The 23,274-nt window shown below is 58.1% G+C and carries 23 protein-coding genes; 9 read left to right on the forward strand and 14 right to left on the reverse strand.

Features of this window, described 5'->3' with window-relative positions; translation table 11 throughout:
* Positions 1 to 164: 164 nt before the first annotated feature.
* On the reverse strand, positions 165 to 1,181 hold the full coding sequence (gene galE, locus IEQ42_RS08965) for a UDP-glucose 4-epimerase GalE (protein ID WP_210703275.1): 1,017 nt from the start codon (positions 1,179 to 1,181) through the stop codon (positions 165 to 167).
* 390 nt (positions 1,182 to 1,571) lie between these two features.
* On the opposite strand from galE, the gene galU reads away from it, so the two are divergent.
* On the forward strand, positions 1,572 to 2,405 hold the full coding sequence (galU, locus tag IEQ42_RS08970; RefSeq protein ID WP_042560129.1) for a UTP--glucose-1-phosphate uridylyltransferase GalU: 834 nt from the start codon (positions 1,572 to 1,574) through the stop codon (positions 2,403 to 2,405).
* Positions 2,406 to 2,452: 47 nt separating this feature from the next.
* Positions 2,453 to 2,863 (forward strand): phosphohexomutase domain-containing protein, encoded by a 411-nt coding sequence (locus IEQ42_RS08975; RefSeq protein ID WP_210623893.1) that lies wholly within the window; start codon positions 2,453 to 2,455, stop codon positions 2,861 to 2,863.
* A gap of 125 nt (positions 2,864 to 2,988) precedes the next feature.
* Here the strand turns inward: IEQ42_RS08975 and IEQ42_RS08980 are convergent, their stop codons facing one another.
* The 8 genes from IEQ42_RS08980 to IEQ42_RS09015 all read right to left on the reverse strand — a co-directional run bounded on the left by IEQ42_RS08980 (position 2,989) and on the right by IEQ42_RS09015 (position 12,597).
* Entirely contained in the window at positions 2,989 to 4,119 is a 1,131-nt protein-coding gene (locus IEQ42_RS08980; RefSeq protein ID WP_210703276.1) for an SGNH/GDSL hydrolase family protein, read from the reverse strand.
* 137 nt (positions 4,120 to 4,256) lie between these two features.
* A complete protein-coding gene (locus tag IEQ42_RS08985; RefSeq protein WP_210703277.1) occupies positions 4,257 to 5,306 on the reverse strand; it encodes an acyltransferase family protein in 1,050 nt (349 codons plus the stop codon).
* Between the two features lie 12 nt (positions 5,307 to 5,318).
* Positions 5,319 to 6,422: a hypothetical protein gene (locus IEQ42_RS08990; RefSeq protein ID WP_042560133.1), complete on the reverse strand. Its 1,104-nt coding sequence runs from the start codon at positions 6,420 to 6,422 to the stop codon at positions 5,319 to 5,321.
* Positions 6,413 to 7,645 carry an MATE family efflux transporter gene (locus IEQ42_RS08995; protein WP_210703278.1) on the reverse strand — a complete coding sequence of 411 codons (1,233 nt, stop codon included), beginning with the start codon at positions 7,643 to 7,645 and terminating at the stop codon, positions 6,413 to 6,415. Before IEQ42_RS08995 ends, IEQ42_RS08990 begins: the two co-directional genes overlap by 10 nt.
* Positions 7,642 to 8,754 (reverse strand): polysaccharide pyruvyl transferase family protein, encoded by a 1,113-nt coding sequence (locus IEQ42_RS09000; protein WP_047302206.1) that lies wholly within the window; start codon positions 8,752 to 8,754, stop codon positions 7,642 to 7,644. The genes IEQ42_RS08995 and IEQ42_RS09000 overlap by 4 nt, the downstream gene beginning before the upstream one ends.
* A 15-nt stretch (positions 8,755 to 8,769) precedes the next feature.
* Entirely contained in the window at positions 8,770 to 9,852 is a 1,083-nt protein-coding gene (locus IEQ42_RS09005) for a glycosyltransferase (RefSeq protein WP_210703279.1), read from the reverse strand.
* Positions 9,853 to 9,888: 36 nt separating this feature from the next.
* Entirely contained in the window at positions 9,889 to 12,117 is a 2,229-nt protein-coding gene (locus IEQ42_RS09010) for a polysaccharide biosynthesis tyrosine autokinase (RefSeq protein WP_210703280.1), read from the reverse strand.
* A 39-nt stretch (positions 12,118 to 12,156) separates the two neighbouring features.
* Complete coding sequence (locus IEQ42_RS09015) at positions 12,157 to 12,597, reverse strand: low molecular weight protein-tyrosine-phosphatase (RefSeq protein ID WP_042560138.1); 441 nt, start codon at positions 12,595 to 12,597, stop codon at positions 12,157 to 12,159.
* Between the two features lie 291 nt (positions 12,598 to 12,888).
* On the opposite strand from IEQ42_RS09015, the gene IEQ42_RS09020 reads away from it, so the two are divergent.
* Positions 12,889 to 13,851, forward strand: coding sequence for a cellulase family glycosylhydrolase (locus IEQ42_RS09020; RefSeq protein WP_210703281.1), 963 nt, complete (start codon positions 12,889 to 12,891; stop codon positions 13,849 to 13,851).
* 202 nt (positions 13,852 to 14,053) lie between these two features.
* On the forward strand, positions 14,054 to 14,980 hold the full coding sequence (gene tal / locus IEQ42_RS09025; RefSeq protein WP_210703282.1) for a transaldolase: 927 nt from the start codon (positions 14,054 to 14,056) through the stop codon (positions 14,978 to 14,980).
* Positions 14,981 to 15,196: 216 nt separating this feature from the next.
* On the opposite strand, the gene rssC is transcribed toward tal, so the two are convergent.
* The gene (gene rssC / locus IEQ42_RS09030; RefSeq protein WP_042560140.1) at positions 15,197 to 15,679 is read right to left on the reverse strand and encodes an anti-sigma factor antagonist RssC; all 483 of its coding nucleotides are present in this window, start codon (positions 15,677 to 15,679) and stop codon (positions 15,197 to 15,199) included.
* On the reverse strand, positions 15,679 to 16,860 hold the full coding sequence (rssB, locus tag IEQ42_RS09035; RefSeq protein WP_210703283.1) for a two-component system response regulator RssB: 1,182 nt from the start codon (positions 16,858 to 16,860) through the stop codon (positions 15,679 to 15,681). The genes rssC and rssB overlap by 1 nt, the downstream gene beginning before the upstream one ends.
* Before the next feature lie 275 nt (positions 16,861 to 17,135).
* Here rssB and IEQ42_RS09040 point away from each other — a divergent pair, with 275 nt between their 5' ends.
* Positions 17,136 to 17,435, forward strand: a complete 300-nt coding sequence (locus tag IEQ42_RS09040; RefSeq protein WP_210703284.1) for a PilZ domain-containing protein — start codon at positions 17,136 to 17,138, stop codon at positions 17,433 to 17,435.
* Positions 17,436 to 17,489: 54 nt separating this feature from the next.
* On the opposite strand, the gene IEQ42_RS09045 is transcribed toward IEQ42_RS09040, so the two are convergent.
* Positions 17,490 to 18,179, reverse strand: coding sequence for an MlaA family lipoprotein (locus IEQ42_RS09045; RefSeq protein ID WP_210703285.1), 690 nt, complete (start codon positions 18,177 to 18,179; stop codon positions 17,490 to 17,492).
* Positions 18,180 to 18,377: 198 nt separating this feature from the next.
* Here IEQ42_RS09045 and IEQ42_RS09050 point away from each other — a divergent pair, with 198 nt between their 5' ends.
* Together IEQ42_RS09050 and IEQ42_RS09055 are read left to right on the forward strand one after the other, a co-directional pair.
* Entirely contained in the window at positions 18,378 to 18,998 is a 621-nt protein-coding gene (locus IEQ42_RS09050) for an HAD superfamily inactivated hydrolase PcrP (protein ID WP_210703286.1), read from the forward strand.
* A gap of 109 nt (positions 18,999 to 19,107) precedes the next feature.
* Positions 19,108 to 19,371 carry a DUF4404 family protein gene (locus IEQ42_RS09055; protein WP_210703287.1) on the forward strand — a complete coding sequence of 88 codons (264 nt, stop codon included), beginning with the start codon at positions 19,108 to 19,110 and terminating at the stop codon, positions 19,369 to 19,371.
* Positions 19,372 to 19,560: 189 nt separating this feature from the next.
* On the opposite strand, the gene queF is transcribed toward IEQ42_RS09055, so the two are convergent.
* Positions 19,561 to 20,391, reverse strand: coding sequence for an NADPH-dependent 7-cyano-7-deazaguanine reductase QueF (gene queF / locus IEQ42_RS09060; RefSeq protein WP_210703288.1), 831 nt, complete (start codon positions 20,389 to 20,391; stop codon positions 19,561 to 19,563).
* Positions 20,392 to 20,452: 61 nt separating this feature from the next.
* A complete protein-coding gene (gene copI, locus IEQ42_RS09065; RefSeq protein WP_210703289.1) occupies positions 20,453 to 20,986 on the reverse strand; it encodes a copper-resistant cuproprotein CopI in 534 nt (177 codons plus the stop codon).
* A gap of 174 nt (positions 20,987 to 21,160) precedes the next feature.
* On the opposite strand from copI, the gene IEQ42_RS09070 reads away from it, so the two are divergent.
* Together IEQ42_RS09070 and IEQ42_RS09075 are read left to right on the forward strand one after the other, a co-directional pair.
* On the forward strand, positions 21,161 to 21,841 hold the full coding sequence (locus IEQ42_RS09070; protein ID WP_042560148.1) for a heavy metal response regulator transcription factor: 681 nt from the start codon (positions 21,161 to 21,163) through the stop codon (positions 21,839 to 21,841).
* Positions 21,841 to 23,190, forward strand: coding sequence for a heavy metal sensor histidine kinase (locus IEQ42_RS09075; RefSeq protein ID WP_210703290.1), 1,350 nt, complete (start codon positions 21,841 to 21,843; stop codon positions 23,188 to 23,190). The genes IEQ42_RS09070 and IEQ42_RS09075 overlap by 1 nt, the downstream gene beginning before the upstream one ends.
* Positions 23,191 to 23,274 lie beyond the last annotated feature (84 nt).

Consider the following 23,274-nt stretch of genomic DNA (forward strand, 5'->3'; position numbering starts at 1 on the left):
CGCGAAAAATGCGAACAAGATCCGTTGTTCTTTCACAGTCTTACGCAACTGATAAAAGTCGAACGGCAGGTTTATATCTACGGACTTGCAAAAGGCATTTCCAGCGTATTTTCCCGACGATATCTAACACCTGACCGAAACTAACATTGGGCATCAAAACGACATTATCGGAGATAGCCCTTCGGATGGTTCGATTGCCAGCGCCACGTGTCGGTGACCATGTCCTGCAAGTTACGCCTGGCTTTCCAGCCCAGCTCTTGCGCAGCTTTGGACGCGTCGGCCCAACTCTCGGCGATATCCCCCGAACGTCGCGGCATCACCCGATACGGCACGGGTTGTCCGCAGGCCTGCTCAAAAGCACGTAACACTTGCAACACGCTGTAGCCATCGCCGGTGCCGAGGTTCCAGGTATGAATGCCGCTGCGTCCGGAAATCGACTGCAAGGCTTTCAAATGCCCGTCCGCCAGGTCGACCACGTGGATGTAGTCACGCACACCGGTGCCATCGACCGTGGGGTAATCGTCGCCAAAAATCGACAACTCTTGCAGGCTGCCCACCGCGACCTGACTGATATAAGGCAGCAGGTTGTTGGGAATGCCATTCGGATCTTCACCCATATGGCCGCTGTGGTGCGCGCCGATCGGGTTGAAGTAACGCAGCAAGGCGATGCTCCAGCGCGGCTCGGACTGGCACAGATCACGCAGGACGTTTTCGACGATCAGCTTGGATTGCCCGTAGGGATTGGTCGGAGTACCGGTCGGGAAGTCTTCGCGGATCGGCATCTGCGCCGGCTCGCCGTAGACCGTGGCCGATGAGCTGAACACCAGGCGAAACACCCCAGCCGCCGCCATCGCCTGACACAGCGTGATGCTGCCGCTGACGTTGGTCTCGTAATACTCAAGCGGCTTGCGCACGCTCTCGCCGACCGCTTTGAGACCGGCGAAATGCAGCACGCCGTCGATGGCATGCTCGTTGAATATCCGGTCAAGCAGCGCCCGATCGCAGACATCACCGCGAATCATCTGCGCACTTTTGCCGCAGATCGCCTCCACCGCATGCAGTGCCGCATCGCTGCTGTTGCAAAGATTATCCAGCACGACAACTTCATAACCTGCTTCAAGCAGCGCAAGTGTGGTGTGCGAGCCGATATAGCCGGCGCCACCGGTTACCAGAATCTTCATAGCGCGGTCCGTGATTGGATAATTAACAAGTAGCGTGTCAAGCCTGTTGTTGTGGAGATGTGTCGCAATCCACACAAACCAGGCGACAACAACCGAAAACAAAACTAGTTCAATGACTGGCAATAAATATTTTTGCAGGTCACACTGTATTGCCCGGTACTTATTAGCACTGCAAGTGCACTCATCACTATCAACAGATACCGACTAAAAATAACTAATAACGCGCCATCCGACATCTCATAACATTGTCGCGTTTTACCGGCGCATTCAATTGCAATTAATAACCTGACTCAGGTATTAAAGCAGTCGTTCAATAACTATTGAAACTTGCACTCCTTCGTTAGTGCGCGCACCCGTTGGCTGTGTTCCATGACTGTCCAGGATACTTTTATGATTCGTAAATGTTTGTTTCCCGCTGCCGGATATGGCACGCGTTTCTTGCCAGCCACCAAAGCCATGCCGAAAGAGATGCTGCCGATCGTCAACAAGCCGTTGATCGAGTACGCCGTTGAAGAAGCGCGAGACGCCGGCTTGCAACACATGGCCATCGTCACCGGCCGGGGCAAGCGTGCGCTGGAAGATCATTTCGATATCAGCTACGAACTTGAACACCAGATCCGCGGGACCGAGAAAGAGAAGTTCCTTGCCGGCACCCGCGAGCTGATCGACACCTGCACCTTCTCCTACACGCGCCAGGTAGAAATGAAAGGCCTGGGCCACGCGATTCTCAGCGGTCGTCCGTTGATCGGCGACGAACCATTCGCCGTGGTTCTGGCCGATGACCTGTGCTTGAACCTGGAAGGTGATGGCGTGCTCACGCAGATGATCCAGCTCTACAAGAAATTCCGCTGCTCGATCGTAGCGATCCAGGAAGTCCCGGCCGATCAGACGCACAAGTACGGCGTGATCGCCGGCGAGCTGATTTCCGATGGCATTTATCGGGTCAACAACATGGTCGAAAAACCGGCGCCGCAGGATGCACCTTCGAACCTGGCGATCATCGGTCGCTACATCCTGACGCCCGACATTTTCGACCTGATCGCCGACACCCAGCCGGGCAAGGGCGGCGAGATCCAGATCACCGACGCCCTGATGAAACAGGCGCAAAACGGTTGCGTACTGGCCTACAAGTTCAAGGGCCTGCGCTTCGACTGCGGCGACGCCGAGGGTTACCTGCAAGCGACCAACTTCTGCTACGAAAACGTCTACCTCAAGGGCCGCTGAGACGGCCCACACACCCACCGCCCACTTATCATTTCAGGCAGGCCTCTATGAACATTGCACAACATTCGGCAGACATTGAACGTGAGGTGGGCAACCTCGGGGTGGTCAGTTGGTTGTCGCGTCAGCAGCCGTTGCCCAGCGCCAATGAATCCTGGCTGGGCACCATTTTGCTGGTGGAGCGCATCGGCATGTTTCCGTCCTCCGGCGACATTCGCCGGCCGCTGGCCGATCCATATCCCCTGCTCGCCCACCTGAAAAAGCTCTATGGCGAGCAGGCGCTGGAAATCGATGACCACGACGGCCTGAAAGTGATTTTCAGCGACTGGCGCTTCCGGGTGCGCATCTGCTGCAACGACCCGGCGATCATCATCAACGTGGAGACGCGTTGTGATACGCGGTTGATGCCGCAGAAGCTTGCGGAGTTGTTGAGTCAACTGGACGGCTTCGAAAAAGCGTAAGCCCCAACGTTCACCTGTTGATTTTATATCCCCGCTATCCCGGTTATCTCAGTTGCCCCGGTTTGCTCGGCAGCTCCTACAGGGGTATGCGTTTTCATGCCATCGCACGCAGGACAGGGGAACGATCACAGTGGGGAAGCGGCGCAACGGTCCTTGGCACCAGTGATCCAGCCATAGAAATAATCGGCAATCACCTTGCCGCCCGTGGCCGGCACCGGATGAATCTTGTCCGGGCCGATCATCGCGGCCGCGTAGCGTTTGACGTCGCTGCCGAACGCGCATTGCAGATTGGCGTACCCCAGATGCTGGGACTGAGCCCAAGGCTGCAAAACCTGCGCATAAGCCGACATCGGATAGGCACTGGAGCGCGTGGTGTCCTGACGCATGATCAGGTTGATGCTCGCCGCTGGCTGAATCTCGCGAATCATTGCCACCAGCCCCTGCACATTGTGCAAATACGTCTGCGGCTTCACACCAAAGCCCTGATCGTTGCCACCGAGCATGATCAGATAAACGTCGGCAGGAATCTTCGACACGGCCGCTTTCCACTGTGTCTGCCACTGCGGATCGCTGTGATAGAAGTCAGCGGATGCCGCGCCTGACGCCGCCAGTTTGGACACCCGCACGCCGCCCTGATCGTTGCTCATCCACAAGCCGAACAAGGTTGGCGCGCCGTTCACCACTTCGAGCCGGAACGCCCAATCCGCCGCTGTCGGCGTGTCAGGCAATGGCACCTCTTGTACGCCGGAACCAGCGAGCTTCAAGGGTTTCCAGTCTTGCGATGGCGTCCAGCGATAGCGGATCTCACTGGACTCACCGTTGCCCAGATAAAGTAATTTCGCTTGAGTGACGACGGTGTTGATCGCCGGTGTCGGACTGGCATTGACCTGCAACCATGCACCGGGCCGCCCTGTCACCGTTCGGCTATCGGGGCTGGCCTGGCCGAGCCCGGAGACCTTCCAGTCGCCGCCGAAATACTTCTCGCTGCTACGGGTGTATTTGAAGTGTGTGCCGCCCAGCGCCGCGCCGTGGTTGAAACCGACGTAGCCAGGCCCGGCGAAACCCACCTCCCCGGCCACCCGCTGAACCAGTTTGTTCAGATAGAAATCCTGTCCGGCGCTGTAGCTGTCGCCAATCACCGAGACTGCCAGCACCTTGCCGGCCTTGCCTTCACGCCACCGGGCAAAGCGCTCGCGCGCATCACCTACCTCAACCACCGACGCTGCAACGGGCTGAGCGTCATCAACTGCCAACATGCATAAATTCCTTCATTCAGTGACGGCCCCTTCGCGAGCAAGCTCGCTCCCACAGGGTTTGTGGTCATCCATTAAATCTGTGCATACCAATAAACCTGTGGGAGCTGGCTTGCTAGCTCCGACAGAGATGGTGTGACTTACAGGGATGATTGGGTTGGCACCACCGGGGTGATGGGTTCCAGTGGTTTTTTGCTTGCCGCTCGCTCCCCCAGAAACAGCACGGAGGTGAAATTGAACCGACTGAAAACCATCGACAACACCACAGGTCCAAGCAACCCGCACGCCACGCCGCCGAACACCAGCACGCTCTCATCCTTCACGCCCAAACGTCCCAGGACAAACCGCGAAGTGGCGGCAAACAAAACATGGAACAGGAAAATCGCATAGGAATAACCGCCCAGCCAGGTCAGCCACTTCGAGCGCATATCGCTCGACAGCAGCGCGAAGCAGGACACGCAACCCACCGTCAGACCCATCACACTACGGCGATCGACAATCAGCTCGCGATCCACCGCCGCGACATACAACAGCGTCAGCGAGATCAGCACAAACACCAGCGGCCCGATCATCTTGAAGCGCTGTCTCAACGCGTCGACGCTCTCTTGGCCGATCATCCCCGCGACGAAAAACGGCAGCAGGTAGATTGCGCCGTTGATGCCGAACGCGTCGAACGTGAACGGCGGCAGTAGAAAAATCGCCGCAGCAAAGGCAAACAGCAGATACAGGCGCGTGGGCGAACGCAGCAGACCACGCCACTCCAGCAAGCCGACGAACATGAAAATGATGAACACCGCCTGCAAGAACCAGAAGTGGTTGATCGGCACCCAGAACGACAACAACGCGTCGATCACACTGACCTCCTTGTTCACCCCCGGGCCGACCGCTTGCAGCACCGAGAACGGCACGCCCACGCAAAACAGCGGCACGATCAGCCGCCGAACCTTGCCGGTGAAGAACGCGGAAAAGTCATTCCCGCGGATTTTGTAAATCGAGTAGATGTAGCCGGAAATGAAGGTGAACAGCGGCATGCGCACGTACACCATCGAGTCGGCGAGCACTCGAAACGGTGAGCCCAGATCGATCTTCAAGCCGCCGCCCAACGGGCCGATGACGTGATAGAGCACCAGCAGCAGGCACGCCAGGCCGCGCAGGGTTTCGATCTCCAGGGACTTTTTCTTGCTCGACATAAAGCACCTGCCTCAATTCAGAATTCTTGATTCAACCTGCACCGGCTTGTTCGCGCGCAGCATCAATCCCAGGCCGACGAACAGCACTGGCACGACCATCGAGAAGTGCCGGGCGAAGGAGCCGAAGTCCGGCTCGAACAACCCCTGCACCAGCAAAAACGCCAGCGGAATCGCGATCAGTTCCTTGGGTTTGGTCTGGATCGGCGTGCCCTTGTAATCGGTGGAGGTGATGACTTTGAACAGCAGCAACGCGGTCATGATCATCAAGGCGACGAAGATCGCCTGACCCGGCCCGGACAGCAGGATTAGCTCCACGGGGAACGACAACCGGAAGAAAATGATCATCGAGTCCAGCGCTTGGGAGACGAAGTCACTGCCGCTGAGCCACGACACGATCAGCGATTTCGAGCCCTCTTCCCCCGCCGTGCGCAACTCGTTGTTACTCGCGCGAATCGACGACACCGGAAACCCGAGCGCCAACTGAATCGCCATGGCGACTGCCAGATAGAACATGAACAGCATCAGGAAAAAGGTCATGCGCGACACATACTTCTTCATCACACAGACGCCGACCCAGGACAGCGAAAACAGAATCCAGTAGGGCCGGATCAACACGCCGTAGATCACCGCCGACAGGAAAAATCCGCCGCGATATTTACGCGTCAACGAGCTGAGCAAAATGCTCAGCACCGCCACCGAAACGATGATTTCCTTGGTCAGGTTTTCCAGAAAAAACGAGCGGACGATGCCCCACAGACACAAGGTGCCGAAGATCGCCAGCGGCATGCGCCGAAACACCACCACCGGAATCGCCGTGAGGAAGAAGTTGCAGAACATGCCGTAGGCCCAGGCATTGGTCAGGTTGATCCCGGTGGGCCGCAGCAGGAACGCCGAACACTCGTAGGAGGAGCGATCCGGCGAGAACGGATTCCAGAAATTGCAGTTGTCGGCGCGAGCATAGGACGACCATAACGTCATGGCATCCGGCCCGGGCGCGCGAGGGACCAGCAGCGGCATGGCCACCGACAGAAACAGGCCGGTGAAGAGGATCAGGAACGAGACGTACGAATCGAGTTTCTTGCCACGAAACTCGATGCACGGCAGCTTCAGGCCCATGACACAGCGGCCTTCTTCGCGCCCGTCACACGGGTCAACACGGCAATCACGCCCAGTTGCACGATGATCGCAACGACGTTGCCCCACGCCGCGCCATAGATCGAATAGTGCTTGATCAGCAGGTAGCTGACCGGCACCGAAACCAACAGGCAGATTGCCGCGCTGGCGAGTGACACGCGACTGTTTTTCGAGGCAATCAAACCGCCCCAGACGATGTCGCCAATCGCGCGCAAGGCGAAGGAAAAGATCAGCACAGCGAGGATCGCGTTGTCCGGACGTGGCACGCTGGTCGCGACGTAATCGAGCACCACGTTGAAGAACAGATAAATCGCCACCGCTACCACAGCGGACACCGCCAGTGAGCGCATGACCCATTTGTTGACGAACAATTGCCTGACCGTGAACGCTTGCTGATCGGCCTGAAAACGTTTGGCCAACACCGGAATGCCGACCACCGCCACCACCGCGTAGGACAACGCTTGCAAGGTGTTGGCCGCCGACCACGCGTACACGTATTTACCGAGGCTGGCGTAGGGTTCGAGGTCGATGATCAGAAAGCGCTCGGCGTACTGACTCAACGCGATCAAACCGGTGCCGAGGTAGAACGGCAACCCGGCCTTCCACACTGTCGCGGTGGCCAGCGTTCCGGCTTCTCGTCCCCGATGCACGTTCACCACGATCAGGTAGCCGGCGATGATCACCAGCACGTTGGCGACCACCCACAGCCACAAAACACTGGTAATGCCCGACACCCAGCCGAGCATCATCCCGCCCACCGCCAACAACGCCCACAGGCCGGTCTTGATGAAAAACAGCAGCGCGCCCGCCGTGGCTTTCTGCGCGGAAAACACGAACGAGTTGATTTCGAACGACAGGTGTTCGGTGAGCAACACCAGCGTCACGCAGAGGATCAGCGCCATCGGCGCCTCGACAGCCTGGAACAGTGAATAAATCAGCACTGTGACCACCGACAACACCAGCCCCACCGCCAGATACAGCAGCAAAACCTTGTCGACGACCCGGCGCGAACTGCCGCCGACACTGATCAGCCGATTGATTTCCGAACTGAAGCCGACACTGTAGAACTTCGAGGCAATCAGCGATGCCGCGACCACCACGCCGTAAAAGCCCAACGCTTCATAACCGAGGTAATGAGTGATCGCCAGCACCAGCAAAAACTTCGCGCCCAAGGCTCCGCCGCGAAGCAGTAGCCGAAATATCATCGAACGATCCCTTTGATGATCTCGTCCATGGCCACGGTTTTTGCCTCGATCTCGCGGCAGGTGTCGGTCAGGCGTTTGCCGAAATTCGACAGCGCGTTCGGCGCGTAAACCGTGTTGATGATGGTGTCGACATTGATGTCGCCGCCGTTGATCACCCAGTCCTCGACACCCATGTCCTGATAAGCGCCGAAGCCTTTGCGCTCGTAGCTGATGTGATACGCCGGCACGCCCGAGAGCAGTGATTCGATCGCGCCGTGCAAGCGCACGGAAATCACCAGATCCGGCTGATACTTGGCAATTGTCGCCTTCAGCGACAGCAAGTCTTCGCTGATGCCCAATTCGCGATAGAACGCGCCGTCATCGTTGCCACGCACAGCGCTTTGCACGGCGCAGACCACTTTGCTTTTGTTCTTCAGGCGTTGCAGCAGCAGCTTCAGATTGGCGACGTAGGCGACCTTCTTTTCCTTGCTCCACTCTGGAGGCTTGCGCAGCACGACGCACACCGTGGCCGGGGACGCGGCGCAACGGGTGAACTTGGGTTGCTGCAGAATTTTGCTGGCCAACGATTGCACCGCCAGATCCGGCGCGCGGTAGACGTTGTCACAGGCATCGAAGATCGCCGACGAACGATTGTCGCGCACGAACACCGCGTCGGCGCTGGCGTAATGCTCGACGATTTTGCTGCTCTCGCCATGGAACGGGCCGATGCTTTGCGGCAGGTACACCGACGGCACTTTGCTGAGGATCGCGGTTTCCAGTTGCTTGGCGTGGCCGAGTTTCAACTTGATGTGCTCGAACGCACTTTTCGAGCGCATGTAACCGCCGCCGACGCCGACGATCAGGTCGGTTTTGCGCAACAGATCGGCGAGCCCTGCGTAGGACTGATTGAGAAACACCGCTTGCTTGACCCGCCCCAGTCCTTTGGCTGCCATCACCGGCGCGTCAAAACGTGGGTGTGGCAGGTAGCTGAAGGATTGCGGATCGGACGCCACAACGCTGATCGCGGTGTCGTCACCAAAGTTGCGCTGCACCAGGGCAATGGCCAGATCGACAAGAAGACCGTCACCGGAGTTGGACGCACTGTAGCCATGCAAAATCGTTACGTTCATAAGCTTGAGTTCTACTTAATAAGTGGGAGCGCGATACAGGTCGTAGGTCTGGCGGATCATCAACGCGGCGCTGAAACGCTCGCGGACAATGCTGCGGCCCTCGTTGCCGAGGTCGAGCAAGCGCGGCTTCTGGATTTTCGCCAGCACATCGGCCAGCGCCTGGTGATCACCGGTCGGGAAGACGTAACCGGACACCTCGTTGCTGACCAGCTCGGGCAGCGACGTGCAGTCACTGGCGATCACCGGCAGCCCCATGGCCATGCCTTCCAGCGGCACCATGGCAAAACCTTCCCAGCGACTCGGGACGATCAAGGCATCGGCTTGTTGATACAGCGCGTGCACTTCACTTGGTGTGACCCACGGCAGGTATTCAACGCCATGCATGGGCGGGCACTCGACCACGTCCTCGTTGACCGCACTGCCGACCACCGTCAGTTTCAGATCGTTGCGCTGCACCTTGGCGTAGGCCTTGAGCAACACGTCGAAGCCTTTCTGGTAGTCGAGGCGGCCGACAAACAACAGATGAATCGGCTCGGGGTTGGCGATTTTTGCCGCCTCGTCCCGGCGATGAATGCCGTTATAGATCAGGCGCATGCGCTTGCGCTCGATGCCAAAACTCGCGGCTTTGTCGAGCTCATACTGGCTGACGCAGATGATCACGTCGGTAACCTTCTGCAAGACACGCTCGATCCACGCATAGACTTTCTGCTTGATCGGCGAGCTTTCCATCAGGAACGAAAACGCATGCGGGCAGTAGACGATTTTCGGCTTGCACCAAGGTCGCAACAGCACGCAAACGCAACGGCCGATCACCCCGGAAAAGGTGCTGTGCAGATGCACCACATCGGGTTTTTCCTTGATCATCACCTGCGCCAGGCGCCAGGCGAAACGCAGCAGCGACGGCACGTTGCGCCCGTTTCGGGCGAAGGTGCGAATCTGCTGCGCTGCAATGCCGTGCAGCTCTTTTTCCTGATCCTGCGGGACCAGATAAACCAGCTCGTAATTGGCAGCGTCGTCTTCGGGCGACGTCGAAATCGTGCGAATGACCGTCGCAACGCCACCTTTTATCGTCTCAGCCACGTGCAGTATTTTTTTCACAACCACCCACTCCAAATTTAGAAAAATCGCGGCAAATCAGGATTTGTCGGAGGCGTATTCGTAGTTGTAATAGCCGTAGCCGCCGTTGCCGTAGTAACTGGCCGCGCGCTTCTCGACGCCGTTGAACACCGCACCTTTCAACTCGATGCCGTTCTGCGCGAAGCGGCGAATGGTCAATTCGATTTCCTTGGCCGGGTTCACGCCGAAACGCGTGACGATCAGGCTGATGCCCGCCTCACGGCCAACAATCGCCGCATCGGTCACCGCCAGCAGCGGCGGCGTGTCGATGATCACCACGTCGTACAGTTCGCTGAGCTCTGCCAGCAGCTCGCGGAAATTGGCGTGCATCAACAGCTCGGAAGGATTGGGCGGCACCTGCCCGCGACTGATGAAGTGCAGGTCAGCGCCTTCGATTTTTTTGATCGACTGCTCGAGGCTGCAGCGCTTGACCAGCAGGTCTGACAGACCATTGGCGATGGGTACGTCGAGGGTCTTGTGCAGATGCCCTTTGCGCATGTCGGCGTCGATCAGCACCACACGCTGACCGCTTTGCGCCATGACGGCGGCAAGGTTGGAAGAGACGAACGTCTTGCCGACCTGCGGGCTCGGCCCGGAAATCATGATGCGGTTGTTGGTCGAGTCGAGCCCGGCGAAGTGCAGGCAGGTACGCAGGCTGCGGATCGACTCGATGGACAGATCCGTCGGGTTGCGCAACGCCAACAGGTACGCCGGTTTGTCCACGCCATCGCGGGCGCGACCCTTTTTGCCGTCCTCTTCCTGCTGCAGCGCGCTGTAAGGAATCGACGCGTACACCGGCAAGCCAAGTTGCTCGATGGCCTCCGGCCCTTCCAGGCCACGACTGAGGGATTTGCGCAGCAACACCAGGGCGACGCCGACGAAGGCGCCGAGGAAGGTGGCGATAAGCACGATCAGGGCTTTTTTCGGTTTGACCGGGCTGGTCAGGTCGACATCCGCCGTGTCGATCAAGCGCACGTTGCCGACTGCGCCGGCACGGACGATGTCCAGTTCCTGAGATTTGTTCAGCAATTGCGTGTAGATCTGCGAGGCCACTTCGACATCGCGGGTCAGGTTCAACAGCTCCTGTTGCGTGGCCGGCAAATCCTGAACCTTGCCTTCAAGCGACTTCTGCTGTTGCGTCAATTCGCCGATCTGGCTCATCAGTGCGCGATAGGCCGGATGCTGTTTGGTGAACTTGCGATCCATCTCCGCCTGCTGCATTTTCAGCTCGGAAATCCGTGTATCGAGCGCCACGGTCTGACCGAGTACCGATTGGGTTTCCAGGGAGATATTTACGGTCTTGCCGTGCGTCTGGTAGGCGTTGAGCGCATCACTGGCCTTGGCCAGATCACGTTTGACCTGCGGTAGCTGGCTCTGCAGGAACGCCAGGCTTTGCGCCGCTTCGGCAGACGTGCGACGCACATTCTGCTCGACGTACAGCGCCGCGATCTTGTTGAGGATCTTCACCGCCTCAGGCGCATCGGCGCTGGCCAGCGCGAGGCGGATGATGCCCGACTCTTTGCCCTGCTCGGAAATATCCAGCGCATCCTGATAGCTCTGGATGGTCACGATCCGTGGATTGCGCACCACCTGGAACTGCGTGCCAGGATTGGCCGACAGATGAGCAATCAGCCCCGCCACGTCATCCTGGGCGAAGGCTTCACCGACGACACCGTCTACCAGCACGTTGTCGTTTTCATCGAACAGCTTGAAGTGATGTTGTTCGCCGGCAATCAGCGTGAGCTTTTTGCCCAGCAGTTCTTTTGGCAGGTCCAGCCGGGCGATCTCGACGCGCTCGCCGCCCCATGCATAGCTGTTCATGCCGAACTTTGGCGGCGCGACGCTGAACTCGGTTTCGCCGCGATAACGGCGAGCGAGAAAACCGCCAATCAGCGGGAAGGTATTAGGCGTGACATCGATATCCAGACGCAGGTCATCGACGGTTTTACCGATCACCGCGCGCGACTTGATGATGCCAATTTCGGTCACCGACGGCGATTGCCCACCGAGCATGCTGTTGAGGTCGGAGAAACCGAGCATGTCGTTCTTTTTCGGTTCGACCTGCACCAGCGCGTTCGCCTGGTACACAGGCGTGGCCAACACCGCATAGGCAACGCCGGCAGCCATAAAGGCACCGGTGAGTGCGCCGATCAACCATTTCTGGTCTATCAAACTGCCGAATATGCCGAGTAGATCAATACTGTCTTGATCGTTGTCACGGTTGGCGATTACTGACGGTAACTGCATAAGTCTGTTCTTACCATTCACTGATCTGAAGAATATTGATCAACGTACAAGACGTTGCGCCCATGCGCTGACAGCATCTTCAATCAATGCATGGGCATGAATAAAAGCGGCCTTGCCTTGACGGTATGGATCTTGTATCTCTCGTTCGCTCTGCCATTTGCCGAGAAGAAATACTTTGCCCCGCGCATGGGAGGCAATATTCAATACTTGGTTAACGTGTTGTTTTTCCATGACCAGAATCAGATCTGATTCATTGACGATGTCCGAGGTCAGTTGCCGCGCCCTGAAGCCTTCGGCGCTATGCCCGTGGTCTTCCAGAACCTGCCGCGCCGAAGCTTCAACGCCTTCTCCGACACGTGCCGCGAGGCCTGCAGAGGTCACCGAGATTGCTCCGGGGGCCAGCGCGTTACGCAGCAACAGTTCTGCGGTAGGACTTCGGCATATATTGCCAACGCAGACGACAAGGATCTTTTTGAACAAGGTTTACTTTCCTGTGTAATATCAAACTGCCAACATCTAGAGCGAACTTTAATGAACCCACTAGATCTTCCTGCACTCAGAAAATAGATTCACCCTGTTAGTACCGGAACACTAAGTACCACAGCGCTTAAAAGCCCCCCAACCAGAATTAGCGGACTAAAAATAACTGTGATTTTCACGCGAATGATTTCCGACAAAAAATAACATTCGCGCACTTCGCGCGATTGTTAGTTTCAAACAACAGACGTCCAGAGAACTATTCGCCGTTGTCATTCTCATTGGAGAGCAGACATGAAATCAGCCCATCTCAAACGCCTCAGTGCCTCGCTGTTGCTGGCGCTCAGTGCCGCACCTCAAGTTCATGCCAGCGAGCTGTTTCCCAACCTCCCCGCCAAGACCATCGGAATCCAGGTCAAGATCCAGAACTTCTCCGCCGAGGATGCTGCCCATATCAAAGCCTCAGGCTTCAGTTTTGTGCGCTTCGGCGTATGGAGCGACAGTCTCAGCGCCAAGGCTTATCAGAAGCAGGTCAGCGATGCCTTTGCAGCCGCGCAATCCGCTGGCCTGCCGGTGTTACTGACCGTGCGCGCGATCAAGCCGTTGACCCCGACACCCGACAACGTTGGTGAACTGACAAAGGCTGGAGAATCGTTCGCCACCGCACTGACAGGCCTGGAGAAAACCTACAGTTCACAACTGGTGGCGATCGAGATCTGGAACGAGCCCGACCTTGAAACCTACTGGCCAACGCGCAATTTCGCTACGACGTTCGTGCCGTTCATGAGCGCCGTGTGCAAGTCGTTGCAGGCCACAGCGCAAACCACGCCAGTGGTCGGCTTCGGTTTTGCCCGGGCACCGACCGCAGGCTCTGCGTCAACGGTGGCGCTTAACAGGATCGTCAGTGAGTACCCGAAATGCCTCGACGCGATTTCCTATCACCCGTACGGCATGTCGGCCACGCAAATCAGCACTGCACAGTCGTTTATCCAGCAAAACTTTCATCTGCCCGGGGTCATCAGTGAATGGGGCGTATCGGCGCTCAGCTCCAATGGCGGCATCGACGGGCAGGCCAGCAAAGTCAGCGCGTTTATCGCCGATGTGAAAAAGCTAAACATTGCGCTGACATCGATCTACGAATGGCGCAACAGCGCATCGGGCAGTAACGAACGCGAGAAGAACTTCGGCCTGCTGACCACAGACGGGCAACCGAAACCGGCGAAAATGGCCGCCGCCACTCAGCTGAACATGCAGTAGACACTGTGCGACTGATCTGTACGCATGTCAGTTGCTTTGAACCTGTCAGGGGTTTTGACGTCGTATTCATCGATACCGCGCCCCGCCTTTCAAACAATCGTTTTCAGGTTGTTGCCTCAGGGGCCATCGATCCACGCACGCGCCCTTGAGTGGCTGTCAGCGCTCGGGTAATGTCGTCAGACCCACAGGACAGAGCACACCCATGACTTCCAAGCTGGAACAACTCAAACAATTCACCACCGTTGTGGCCGACACCGGCGACCTCGAAGCGATCACCCGGGTCAAACCGGTCGACGCCACCACCAACCCTTCCCTGCTGCTCAAAGCTTCGGCCATTCCCGGTTACGCCGAACTGCTGAATGCTTGCGTCAGCGACTGCAAGGGCGATGTTGGCCTGGCCAGCGACCGTTTCGGCGTTGCGGTGGGTCAGGAAATCCTCAAAGTAATCCCGGGCCGTATCTCCACCGAAGTGGACGCGCGCCTGTCGTTCGACAAGGACGCCGTGCTGAAACGCGCGCATCGCCTGATCGAGCTTTACGACAAGGCCGGCATTGGCCGTGACCGCGTTCTGATCAAGATTGCTTCGACCTGGGAAGGCATCCGTGCCGCCGAAGTACTGGAGAAGGAAGGCATTCAGACCAACCTGACCTTGCTGTTCTCCTTCGCCCAAGCGGCAGCTTGCGCCGATGCCGGTGTGTTCCTGATCTCGCCGTTCGTAGGCCGGATCTACGACTGGTACAAGAAGGCCAACGGCAACGACTACACCGGCGCCGACGATCCGGGTGTGCAGTCCGTAACGCGCATCTACAACTACTACAAGGCCAATGACTACAAGACCGTGGTCATGGGTGCGAGCTTCCGCAACCTCAACCAGATCGAGCAACTGGCTGGCTGCGACCGCCTGACCATCAGCCCGGACCTGATCGACAAACTGGCTGCCGACACTGGCAAGCTGGAGCGCAAACTGGCGCCAGGGCACGCGGGTGAAGCGCGCCAGAGCCTCAATGAAGCGCAGTTCCGCTGGTTATCCAACGAAGACGCGATGGCCACCGAGAAACTGGCTGAAGGCATTCGTCAGTTCGCCCGTGACCAGGAAAAACTCGAGGCGTTGCTGCAAGCCAAGCTGTAATCTGGTTCGGCAAATGCAAAAAGGGCGAACCCTGGTGGGTTCGCCCTTTTTTATTGGCTAGATACTTGGAAATGTAGCGTCTGAGCTGACGCCTTCGCGAGCAAGCTCGCGCCCACAGGATATGCGGGTGTATGGAAATGCTGTGGTCACCACGTAACCCTGTGGGAGCGAGCCTGCTCGCGAAGAGGCCAGCCCGGCAAACATCACTTCAGGTAATCAGTGCCGTTCGAGCGCATTCACCAGATCGTGAAACGCTTCACGATTGGAGTCATTCAGGCCCATGAGGATCTTGTGCGCTTCCAGCACCTTGATCCGCACCACTTCTTCCGACTGATCCTGATCCGGCAGGTCATCGAGGCACTCCGGGCACGGCACGGGGTGGTTGACGATGTTGAACACCTGCTCGAAGCCCATCGATTGCAGCAGACGGGTGATGTCATCGTGGGTGGTGACCACGGTCGGCAGCAAACCAACCTTCTGCCGCGACAGGATCGACAGTTTGGCCAACAGGCCCAATGTCGTGCTGTCGATGCTGCGGGTTTCGGTCAAATCAATCACGATCGCGTTGAAATTCAGCGCGGTGAAGATTTTCTCAATAGTCGCATCCAACGCCGAACACAGGGTCAGGCGAACTTCACCAACGAACTTCAGGACGAAGGTGCCATCCTGCTCGGCGAACTGGATTCTACCGGTACTCATTAAAGATTCCTGCTCAACACCAACAGGGCGATATCATCCGGCATCTCCCCCAGCGTGGCCAATCCAAAAACTTGCCGCAGACCATCCAGGCTGCCGCCCGCCGACTTCACCCGTTGAGGCAAAGCGGCTTCTTTTTCTTTGAGCGTAGGTTCTGGCAATAGATCCAGAATGCCGTCGGACATCAGCGTCAGGCTGAACGTCGGCGGCAGCTCAAGCACGTGATCTTCGTAGGTGGCTTCATTGAAGAGGCCCACCGGCAGACCGCGCCCTTCGAGATATCGAACACTTTCAGGCGTGTACAACACAGGCAACGGCAGATGGCCGCCGATGCTATAGGTCAACAAACCGGTCTCCTCGTCGATGACTCCACCGACCATTGTGACGTGTTTACCCAGCTTACAACTGATCAGCCCCCGGTTGATATGACCAAGGACTTGCGAAGGCTTGAATTCAGGCAAAGTGCCGTTGCGCTTGGATTCGAACAGCAAGCGCGTGGTCATGAACTTCAGCAGCACGGTGACGAAGGCTGAAGAGGCGCCATGACCCGATACGTCCGCCAGATAAAACGCTACCCGGCGCTCGTCGACACGGAAATAGTCGACAAAATCACCCGACAGGTACAACGACGGGATGATCTGGTGGGCAAACTTGAACTCGTCGATGCTCCACGGGCTTTCCGGTAGCATGTTCATCTGCACCTGGCGACCGGCGTTCTGGTCTTCCTGGAGCAGGTTCAGGCTGGCTTCGAGCTCGCGGTTGGCCTTTTCGAGCTTCTCGCGGTAGCGCTGGTTTTCCAGCAGCAGGCGCGCACGATCCAGGGCTCGGCGCACAGAGTGCTCGAGCACAGCCAGATCTTCGAGAGGCTTGATCAGGTAATCCGCCGCGCCCAGGCGCAGCGCCTCGACCGCGTCGTTCATCACGCCGGCACCCGAAACCACGATCACCGGCGTTTGCGGTGACAGCTCGGTGACCTGACGGATGAGTTCGAGACCGCCCATCTGCGGCATGCGCAGATCGCAGATGACCAAGTCGGGCTTGTCTTGCTCGAATACCTGAAGACCCTGTTGGCCGTTGCTGGCCTGCAGGACGCTGAAACCACTGTCTTCCAAATAGGCCGCGAGGCTCGCGCGCACTACTTCGTCATCATCGATTATCAGCAGCGTGGCACTGGTTTTTGGCATGTGGGCAAACGGCGCCAGAATTAGGTTGGCGTAGTTGGCGGGGCAACGGCCCCTGCGCAGACTACTGGATTCGCTTTCTAGCCTCTCTGCTGCACCGCCTTCGCGCGTTAGCTGCGTACACGGTTGCACCAGAGGTGCCCTTCTAAGGCGCAGACGGTACTCCCATCCGCTGGGCGTTTCAAGCATGCGCCGATGGTCGCTTGACGACTTTACTTGTCAAATCACCGAGAGTTATGAGAACTGCTCAAACCGTAACCCAATGGAAGGTCAGAACCATGAGTCAAACCGGTCGGGACTACAGCGAAAAGCGCGATTTCATCCGCATGCGTGTCGATGCCGATGTCGTATTGATTCATGAAGGGGATCAGGTCTCGGCCGTGTGCATCGACCTCTCCAGCAGCGGCATGCAGGTTGAAGCACCGCGCAGCTTCAAGGTGGGTGATCGTTTGTACGTGAGCATTGACTCCGAGCATTCGGCACTCAGCGGCCTGGAAGCCGAAACCGAAGTGGTTTGGGTCAAGGATCAGGAGGGCAACAGCCAAAAGCTTGGCCTGAGCATCCTGAAGATGAAATAAGCGCACACAAAAAAGGCGACCCGAGGGGTCGCCTTCTTTTTTCACCGGTCGAGATCAAAAATCGTCTTCGACCTGGCCGTCCTTCACCTTGAACTCGCGGTTTTGCAAGTAGGCGTTACGAATGAAGGTGTACTTGTCGCCACTGATCAGCTTCTCGCTGGACAGCAGGCTGGCGCGGGTGTCGACAATGTTCAGGCCGAATATCGAGTTACGCACGGGCACATCGTTGATGTAGCGGTACATGCCGGTGAAGCCGTCGACATACTTGGACGGTGCGTCACGCAGGGTGCTCGGGCCCATCAGCGGCAGCATCACGTACGGGCCACTGCTCACGCCCCAGTAACCGAGGGTCTGACCGAAGTCTTCGTCGCTGCGGGTCAGGCCCATGTGGGTGCCGACGTCGAAGAAGCCGAGCAGGCCGAATGTGGTGTTGAAGATCAGGCGTGCGGTGTCGACGCCAGCCGCAGCGGGTTTGGCCTGCAGAATGTTGTTCGCCAGGTTGGTGACATCACCGACGTTGCGGAACATGTTGTGGATGCCGTCTTCGACAAATTGCGGGGTCACGAACTCATAGCCCTGCGCCAAAGGCTTCAGCGCGTAGGTGTCGACGAAGTCGTTGAACTGGAAGATCGGACGGTTGACGCTTTCCCAAGGGTCTTCTTCCGTTGCCGCTTGAGTGGCGAACGGCGCCAGCACCAGGCCGGCATATACACAAAGCTGAGCGAGCGAAGGGCTCAAGCGCATAGAGAAACTCCTTGGATTTGTACTGGCACAGGCATCTCGACCTGGGCGGTAAGGCCGCTAGTATAAGCGCAAAAGTCCTTTTGAGCAGTCCGGGAATGCAGTGACTTGCAGGACGTTTCTCGAGCCCTTCATTCACACCGCCGTCATGCAACTGTCATCGACACGTTCTAGCCTCATGGATATTTCAGGGACGTTGCCATGTCACACGCCGAAACCTTGCCCGTCGCCGCGCCCGGCCTGAACGCCATACTGTTCGGACTCAGTGGTTGCCTGGTGGATTTCGGTGCCCGCGCCCGACAACACAGTGCCGCCCTGCCCGAACATGCCGAGACCACACCGGGCGCGCTCGAAAGTCTGCAGAGCCTGCAGCGCCAGCAAATTCCTTGCGCATGGATCGACGACCTGGCCCCTGCCCTTGCGCAACCGCTATCGGCTGCCTTACCGGCGTGGATCAAGCCTGCGCAACATTCGGCAACAATCAATCCCTGGCCCGCTCCCAACGCCTGCTGGCAAGCGCTGATGGACTTGAACGTTGGCAGCCTGGACGGTTGCGTACTGGTCAGCGGCGAGCCTCGACTGCTGCAATCGGGGCTCAATGCCGGCTTATGGACAATCGGCCTGGCATCCTGCGGCTCACTGTGCGGTCTGGCGCCGGGCGAGTGGCAAGCCTTGAGCCAAAAGGAACGGGAGCAGTTGCGCGGCAAAGCGACGATGCAGCTGTTCGGCCTTGGCGTGCACTCGGTGATCGATCATTTGGGCGAGCTGGAAACCTGCCTGGCGGACATCAGCCTGCGCCGCCTCAAAGGCGAAAAGCCCTGATCGGGATCATGCAGGGTGCTCGAGAGTGGATTAATCTAAAGGTCAGCCATAGACCTTTGGCGCGTGGCTGCGGTCAATGCCAGTGCCTCTCGATAAAAGGAACAACACCATGCCCGCTCAAGAACTTCAAAAACAGCTCGACACCCTGCGTGAGCAGCTGGATCAGAATCCGCCGCTGTCGGAAGCCGAACGGGAAGATCTGCGTGCGTTGATGGCGCAGATTGAATCTGAAATCAAACTGGAAACAGCGACCCAAGATGCCAGCATCGCCGACGGCGTGAACCTGGCGGTTGATCGCTTTGAACTCGAACACCCGGCCATTGCCGGCACCCTGCGTAACATCGTCAATGCGCTGGGCAGCATGGGGATCTGATTCCCCCCGAAACGCAAAAAAGCCCTGCCAGTGATGGCAGGGCTTTTTCATTTCCGGACTTGAAAAACAGCGCCCTGTGGGAGCGAGCCTGCTCGCGAAGGCGTCGCGTCAGTCGACATCATCCTTGAATGACACACCGCATTCGCGAGCAGGCTCGCTCCCACACTGGGTGTGCCACATCCCGGGAACTTATTGACGCACGAGCCGGTGGTTCGGCAACTGCACGCTCTCGGTACTGCGATACGGGTTGATGTCCAGCCCACCGCGACGCACATAACGCGCAAACACGGTCAACTTCTCCGGTTTCAGTAACCGTTGCAGGTCGAGGAAAATCCGCTCGACGCACTGCTCATGGAAGTCCGAGTGCTGACGGAAGCTGACGATGTATTCCAGCAGACTGGCGTGATCCAGCGCCGCGCCGCGATATTCCACCACTACACTGCCCCAGTCCGGTTGACTGGTCACCGGGCAATTGGACTTGAGCAGGTGGCTGTGCACGCTTTCCTCGACGACGTGCGAATCATCGCAACGCAGCAGCTCCGGACGCGGGTGCTCATAGTTGCTGACGCTGATTTCCAGGTCATCAATGCACACACCCGGCAACGCCACGACACCTTCGGCTTCGACTTCTTTGAGGCTGCGAACCCGCACGCCGACCGGTTTGCCGGCCGCTGCCGACAGATCCTTGACCAGCGTCGCTTCCAGCGTGGCGCTATCGGCAAACGGCGTCTGGTTCAGCGAGTTCAAATACAGCTTGAAAGACTTGGATTCGATGATATTCGGCGAATCCGCCGGAATGCTGAATTCGCCGATGGCCACCACCGGTTTGCCTGACGGCAGCAGCCAAGACAGTTCGAAGCAGTTCCAGAAATCCACGCCTTTATACGGCAGGGTTTCGGCGGTCAGGCCCAGCTCCGCCCATTTCGCGGTGCGCGGAATCGGGAACAGCAAGGACGGCGTGTAGGTGGCGATGTATTCGCTGGATTTGCCCAGCGGCGAGTGTTCGGCTGCGGGATGCATGGCGGAAACCTGACTGAAGAATCAGCGGATTCTACCAGTCTTTGCCCGCACCTTTGAGTGCTTACTGACTGACAGTCAGTTTGCCGACCATACCGGCCTGATAATGGCCAGGGATGTTGCAGGCAAACTCCAGACCCGTAGCCTTGCTGAAGGTCCAGGTCAACTCAGCGGTTTTACCCGGTTCGACCAACACACTGTTCGGATCGTCGTGCTTCATGCCATGGCCCATCGCCGCGTGATCCATGCCCGCCTTGTCGTGGGACATTTCCTTCATGCCAGTAGGCGTGAGCATGCCGCGCTGCTGCATCTGCAACATTTCCTTCTGGTGACTGGCATGCATCGCCGCGTCACCGAGGTTGAATTCATGCAGCAATTGGCCTTTATTCACCAGCACAAAGCGAACGGTCTCACCGGCCTCGACCTTGATAGCCTTTGGCTCGAACGACATATCGCCCATCACCACTTCAATACTTCGCGTGGCTTTGCTTGCCGCGGCCGGTTGACCGAATTCGTAGGTGTGCCCTGCCCCGGCCGACACTGACGCGCTCAATGCCAACAAACAAGCGGTCAACATCAGGGATTTGCGCGAAAACATGGTCGTACTCCAACAAGATAAGGTTCAGCCTGTGGGAAACTCTAGCCGGCCGGCGCTGGCATCTACCTGACAGGCAGATTACAACTTTGTCAGGTTGACGGTTGTCGCCTGCTGTCACGGTATAAAGCTTTCGTTGCTACACCCCGAATCACATTGAATCAACCCGAGTTGCCCATGAAACTGTTGATCGTCGAAGACCAAGCGAAAACCGGCCAATACCTGCGTCAGGGCCTGACCGAGGCCGGCTTCAACACCGAACTGGTGGCCGACGGCGACAGCGGCCAGCAACTGGCCTTGAGCGGTGATTACGCATTGCTGATCCTCGACGTGATGCTGCCCGGGCGCAATGGTTGGCAGATTCTGCAAACAGTGCGCAGTGCTGGCCTGGATACGCCGGTGCTTTTTCTGACAGCAAAAGACGCGGTGGAGGACAGGGTTCACGGTCTGGAGCTCGGCGCCGACGATTACCTGGTCAAACCGTTCGCCTTCTCCGAACTGCTGGCCAGGGTGCGTAGCCTGTTGCGTCGGGGCAGTGCCACACCGCAGGAAACCAGCCTGCAATTGGCCGATCTGCGTCTGGACCTGATCCGTCGCCGAGTCGAACGCCAGGGCCAGCGCATCGACCTGACCGCCAAGGAATTCGCCCTGCTGGAAATGCTTCTGCGCCGTCAGGGGGAAGTGCTGCCCAAATCGCTGATCGCCTCGCAGGTCTGGGACATGAATTTCGACAGCGACACCAACGTCATCGAAGTGGCGATCCGGCGCCTGCGCCTGAAGGTCGACGACGAATTCCCCAACAAGCTGATCCACACCGTGCGCGGCATGGGTTATGTGCTTGAAGAGCGCCCGGCCTGATGCGCCGGCTGTCGTTGAGTTCACGCCTGGCCTTGTTGTTTGCTGCCTGCACCGCTGTGGTTTCACTGTTCGCCGGGGTGCTGTTCAATCGCGCCAGTGAGGCGCATTTCATTGAGCTCGACCAGCAATTGCTCGACGGCAAACTGATCGGCCTGCGCCGCGCCTTGCAGGATATTCAGGCCAGCGAGGCTGAGGCACGGCTGGCGGACGAACTGAGCCGACAAGCCGATCTGTCGTTGCGCATCACTGGCGGTGACGGGCAACGCTGGTATGACAGCTCGATCAAGGTGCCAGATGTCTTGCCGCAACAATCTGGCCTGTCGACTGTGAGCAATAGCGACACCGAGTACCGCGTGCTGAATGCCCCGCTCTACCCGGATAAACCCGACTCGCCAAAATTGACGCTGTTGCTGGACATCACCCATCACCAGCACTTTCTGCAACGCATGCAGCATCTGATCTGGCTAACCGTCGGGCTTTCGGCGCTGGCTACCGCGTTGCTCGGTGCCTGGGCCGCGCGCAGCGGCTTGCGCCCATTGCGGCGCATGAGTGCGGTGGCGCGTGGGATTTCGGCGCAATCGCTCAATGCCCGACTGTCGGAAGCGCAAATGCCTCCAGAGCTTGCGGAAATGGCCCACAGCTTCAACGCCATGCTCGCACGCCTCGACGACTCGTTTCAGCGGCTCTCGGCATTTTCGGCCGACATCGCCCATGAACTGCGCACGCCACTGTCGAACCTGCTGACCCACACCCAGGTCACCCTCACCCGTCCGCGGCCGATCGAGGACTACCGCGAAGCGCTGCACAGCAATCTCGAAGAACTGCAATGGATGGCGCAACTGGTCAATGACATGTTGTATCTGGCCAAGGCTGATCACGGTTTGCTGATGCCCAAGCGTGAACCGCTAACGTTGGCGGATGAGGCGGATGCGCTGTTGGAGTTTTTTGCGCCGTTGGCCGAGGACGCCGCAGTGACGTTGAGCCGTGAAGGCTCTGCGCGAATCGAAGGTGACCGCAGCATGTTGCGCCGAGCGCTGTCGAATCTGCTGGATAACGCGCTGCGATTTACGCCCCCCTCGGGGGAGGTTCGCTTGGCGATCCAGGACCTGCCGAATGCTGTGCGTGTATCGGTCGAGAACACCGGCGGTGGGATTTCAGCGCAGCTGTTACCACGATTGTTTGACCGTTTCTATCGGGCCGATCCGGCGCGGCAGGAAGGTAGCAGCGAACATGCGGGGTTGGGATTGGCGATTACTCAATCGATCGTTCGGGCCCATGGTGGGCAGATTCATTGCGAATCGGATCAGGGCTGGACGCGGTTTGTGATTGAGTTGCCCAAAGAAGATTGAAACTGTAGGAGCTGCGGCACGCTGCGATCTTTTGATCTTAAAGATCAAGATCAAAAGATCGCAGCGTGCCGCAGCTCCTACAGT

It is taken from the genome of Pseudomonas iridis (assembly GCF_017980685.1).
Taxonomy (GTDB): Bacteria; Pseudomonadota; Gammaproteobacteria; order Pseudomonadales; family Pseudomonadaceae; genus Aquipseudomonas; species Aquipseudomonas iridis.

Coding starts and splice junctions, on each gene's coding strand:
- galE (WP_210703275.1), bottom strand. CDS start 1,181: ATGAAGATTCTGGTAACCGGTGGCGCCGGCTATATCGGCTCGCACACC.
- galU (WP_042560129.1), top strand. CDS start 1,572: ATGATTCGTAAATGTTTGTTTCCCGCTGCCGGATATGGCACGCGTTTC.
- IEQ42_RS08975 (WP_210623893.1), top strand. CDS start 2,453: ATGAACATTGCACAACATTCGGCAGACATTGAACGTGAGGTGGGCAAC.
- IEQ42_RS08980 (WP_210703276.1), bottom strand. CDS start 4,119: ATGTTGGCAGTTGATGACGCTCAGCCCGTTGCAGCGTCGGTGGTTGAG.
- IEQ42_RS08985 (WP_210703277.1), bottom strand. CDS start 5,306: ATGTCGAGCAAGAAAAAGTCCCTGGAGATCGAAACCCTGCGCGGCCTG.
- IEQ42_RS08990 (WP_042560133.1), bottom strand. CDS start 6,422: ATGGGCCTGAAGCTGCCGTGCATCGAGTTTCGTGGCAAGAAACTCGAT.
- IEQ42_RS08995 (WP_210703278.1), bottom strand. CDS start 7,645: ATGATATTTCGGCTACTGCTTCGCGGCGGAGCCTTGGGCGCGAAGTTT.
- IEQ42_RS09000 (WP_047302206.1), bottom strand. CDS start 8,754: ATGAACGTAACGATTTTGCATGGCTACAGTGCGTCCAACTCCGGTGAC.
- IEQ42_RS09010 (WP_210703280.1), bottom strand. CDS start 12,117: ATGCAGTTACCGTCAGTAATCGCCAACCGTGACAACGATCAAGACAGT.
- IEQ42_RS09020 (WP_210703281.1), top strand. CDS start 12,889: ATGAAATCAGCCCATCTCAAACGCCTCAGTGCCTCGCTGTTGCTGGCG.
- tal (WP_210703282.1), top strand. CDS start 14,054: ATGACTTCCAAGCTGGAACAACTCAAACAATTCACCACCGTTGTGGCC.
- rssC (WP_042560140.1), bottom strand. CDS start 15,679: ATGAGTACCGGTAGAATCCAGTTCGCCGAGCAGGATGGCACCTTCGTC.
- rssB (WP_210703283.1), bottom strand. CDS start 16,860: ATGCCAAAAACCAGTGCCACGCTGCTGATAATCGATGATGACGAAGTA.
- IEQ42_RS09040 (WP_210703284.1), top strand. CDS start 17,136: ATGAGTCAAACCGGTCGGGACTACAGCGAAAAGCGCGATTTCATCCGC.
- IEQ42_RS09045 (WP_210703285.1), bottom strand. CDS start 18,179: ATGCGCTTGAGCCCTTCGCTCGCTCAGCTTTGTGTATATGCCGGCCTG.
- IEQ42_RS09050 (WP_210703286.1), top strand. CDS start 18,378: ATGTCACACGCCGAAACCTTGCCCGTCGCCGCGCCCGGCCTGAACGCC.
- IEQ42_RS09055 (WP_210703287.1), top strand. CDS start 19,108: ATGCCCGCTCAAGAACTTCAAAAACAGCTCGACACCCTGCGTGAGCAG.
- queF (WP_210703288.1), bottom strand. CDS start 20,391: ATGCATCCCGCAGCCGAACACTCGCCGCTGGGCAAATCCAGCGAATAC.
- copI (WP_210703289.1), bottom strand. CDS start 20,986: ATGTTTTCGCGCAAATCCCTGATGTTGACCGCTTGTTTGTTGGCATTG.
- IEQ42_RS09070 (WP_042560148.1), top strand. CDS start 21,161: ATGAAACTGTTGATCGTCGAAGACCAAGCGAAAACCGGCCAATACCTG.
- IEQ42_RS09075 (WP_210703290.1), top strand. CDS start 21,841: ATGCGCCGGCTGTCGTTGAGTTCACGCCTGGCCTTGTTGTTTGCTGCC.